The 2,652-nt window shown below is 65.5% G+C and carries 3 protein-coding genes; all 3 read left to right on the plus strand.

The features are described 5' to 3' along the window. Positions 1 to 1,108: phenylacetate--CoA ligase PaaK (gene paaK, locus JHD07_RS37485; protein ID WP_291631343.1), on the plus strand; the 1,108-nt coding region annotated here is incomplete at its 5' end. A gap of 64 nt (positions 1,109 to 1,172) precedes the next feature. Further along, positions 1,173 to 2,177, plus strand: coding sequence for a zinc-binding alcohol dehydrogenase family protein (locus JHD07_RS37490; protein WP_291631345.1), 1,005 nt, complete (start codon positions 1,173 to 1,175; stop codon positions 2,175 to 2,177). 115 nt (positions 2,178 to 2,292) lie between these two features. Further along, positions 2,293 to 2,652 (plus strand): YeeE/YedE thiosulfate transporter family protein (locus tag JHD07_RS37495; RefSeq protein ID WP_291631347.1); only part of this gene is annotated, 360 nt, incomplete at its 3' end.

Consider the following 2,652-nt stretch of genomic DNA (forward strand, 5'->3'; position numbering starts at 1 on the left):
CACCGTGAAGACGGATCTGCGCGACAATTATCCCTTCGACATGTTCGCCGTGCCCCGCGAAAGGCTGGTGCGCGTGCACGCCTCGTCCGGCACGACGGGCAAGCCGATCGTCGTGGGCTATACGCAAGGCGACATCGACACCTGGTCGGAGGTCATGGCGCGCTCGATCCGTGCCGCCGGCGGCCGCACCGGCATGATCATCCACAACGCATATGGTTATGGCCTTTTCACCGGCGGTCTCGGCGTGCACTACGGCGCCGAGAAGCTCGGCTGCACCGTGGTGCCGATCTCGGGCGGCATGACCGAGCGGCAGGTGCAGCTGATCAACGATTTCCGGCCTGATATCATCACGGTGACGCCGAGCTACATGCTGGCGATCCTCGACGAGTTCAAGCGCCAGAAGCTGGATCCCCGCCAGTGCTCGCTCAAGATCGGCATCTTCGGCGCCGAGCCCTGGACCAACGCCATGCGCGCCGAGATCGAGGACGCCTTCGACATGGACGCCACCGACATCTACGGACTGTCCGAAGTGATCGGCCCCGGTGTCGCGCAGGAATGCATTGAGACCAAGGACGGGCTGCACATCTGGGAGGACCACTTCTACCCTGAAGTGATCGACCCAGAGACCGGTGCGGTGCTGCCGGACGGCGAGAAGGGCGAACTGGTCTTCACCTCGCTGACCAAGGAAGCTTTTCCCGTCATCCGCTATCGAACCCGCGACCTGACGCGGCTGGTGCCGGGCACCGCGCGTCCCGGCATGCGGCGCATGGAGAAAGTGACCGGGCGCTCGGACGACATGATCATCCTGCGCGGCGTCAACCTGTTCCCGACCCAGATCGAGGAGGTGCTGCTCGCGACCGACTGGTGCGGCGGCCACTTCATCCTGGAGCTGACCCGTGAGGGCCGCATGGACGAGCTCACCATCATCGCCGAGGCGCGGCCCGAGAGCTGGGACGGAAGCGGGCTCGTCGACCATGCGGACCGGATTTCGACCCACATCAAGAACACGATCGGTGTCAGCTCCAGGGTGCAGGTGGTTGCGCCGGCCACGCTGGAACGCTCGCTCGGCAAGGCCAAGCGGCTGTTCGACAAGCGGCCAAAGGATTGACCTGACGGATTGACTCGACCGGGCTCAAAGGCGACAAGGCCCGCGAGAAATCGCGGGTCCTGTCATGTCGCCAGCTGATGCCAAATCCATCGAAGCGCGCTGCGTGCGTCTCAATGTGAAGGCTGAGAACGCCGCCGCGCTTGCGCCAGTCGTCGAGCGCCAGACGCTCACGCGCGGGCCGAACGATCTCCTGATCGAGGTGAAGGCCGCCGCCGTCAATCCCTCCGACGTCAAGGCTGCGACCGGGCTGATGCCCTATGCCGTGTTTCCCCGGACCCCCGGCCGCGACTATGCCGGCGTGGTGATCGACGGGCCGGCCGGAGCAATCGGCGGCGAGGTGTTCGGGTCGTCCGGCGATCTCGGCATCCGTCGTGACGGCACCCATGCGAGCCATCTCGTGGTCGAAGCCGACGCTGTGGTTGAGAAGCCCAACACGCTGTCCTGGGAAGAGGCCGCCGGCATCGGCGTGCCCTTCGTCACTGCGATGGAGGGCTTTCGCCGCGCGGGCTTGCCGAAGGCCGGCGACACCGTGCTGGTGCTCGGCGTCAACGGCAAGGTCGGTCAGGCCGCGGTGCAGATCGCGACCTGGCAGGGCGCTCGCGTCATCGGCGTCGTGCGCAAGGCCGAAGCCTACGAAGGCCACGCCAACGCGCCCATTGAGGTGATCGATGCCTCCGCGACCGACGTTGCCGCGCGCGTTCGCGAATTGACTAGCGGCAAGGGCGCCGACATCGTCTTCAACACGGTCGGTGATCCCTATTTCCAGGCAGCGCACAAATCGCTCGCGCTTCGCGGTCGCCAGATCCTGATCGCCGCGATCGACCGCATCGTGCAGTTCAACATCCTCGAATTCTATCGGGGGCAGCACACCTATGTCGGCATCGACACGCTGGGTCTATCGTCAACCGCGACCGGCGCGGTGCTGCGCGACCTCGGCCCGGGCTTTGCGAGCGGTCACCTCAAACCATTCCCGATCAAGGCGAGTGCGATCTATCCGCTGGAGCGCGCCCGGGAGGCGTACGTCGCCGTCGCCGGCTCGTCGCGCGACCGCGTGATCCTGAAGCCGTAACCCATCGCCATTGCGAGCGCAGCGAAGCAACCCGCCTGTCTCTGCGGATGCATTTTCCGGATTGCTTCGCTGCGCTCGCAATGATGGAGAGTGTCGAGAGATCTGAGAACAATTGATGGAATCCGCCCAACTCGTCGTCCTCGCCGGCCTCGGCATCGGTCTCGTCTACGGCGCCGTCGGTCTGCTCAGCGGCTTCTGCCTGATGAGCAGCATGCGTGGTTGGCTGGCCGGGGGAGACGGGCGGCTGGTGCGGACCTATGCGCTGGCGATCGCCGTTGCGGTCGCCGCGAGCCAATTCCTCGCTGGCAGCGGCATGGTCGATCTTCACAGGTCCATCTACCTGCAGACTTCGTTCTCGCCGGCAATGTTGTTCCTCGGCGGCCTGCTGTTCGGCTATGGGATGGTGCTCTCGAACGGTTGCGGCTCGCGGGCGCTGGTGCTGCTCGGCCGCGGCAACCTCCGCTCTTTCGTCGTC

Source organism: Bradyrhizobium sp., assembly GCF_016462955.1.
Lineage (GTDB): Bacteria > Pseudomonadota > Alphaproteobacteria > Rhizobiales > Xanthobacteraceae > Bradyrhizobium.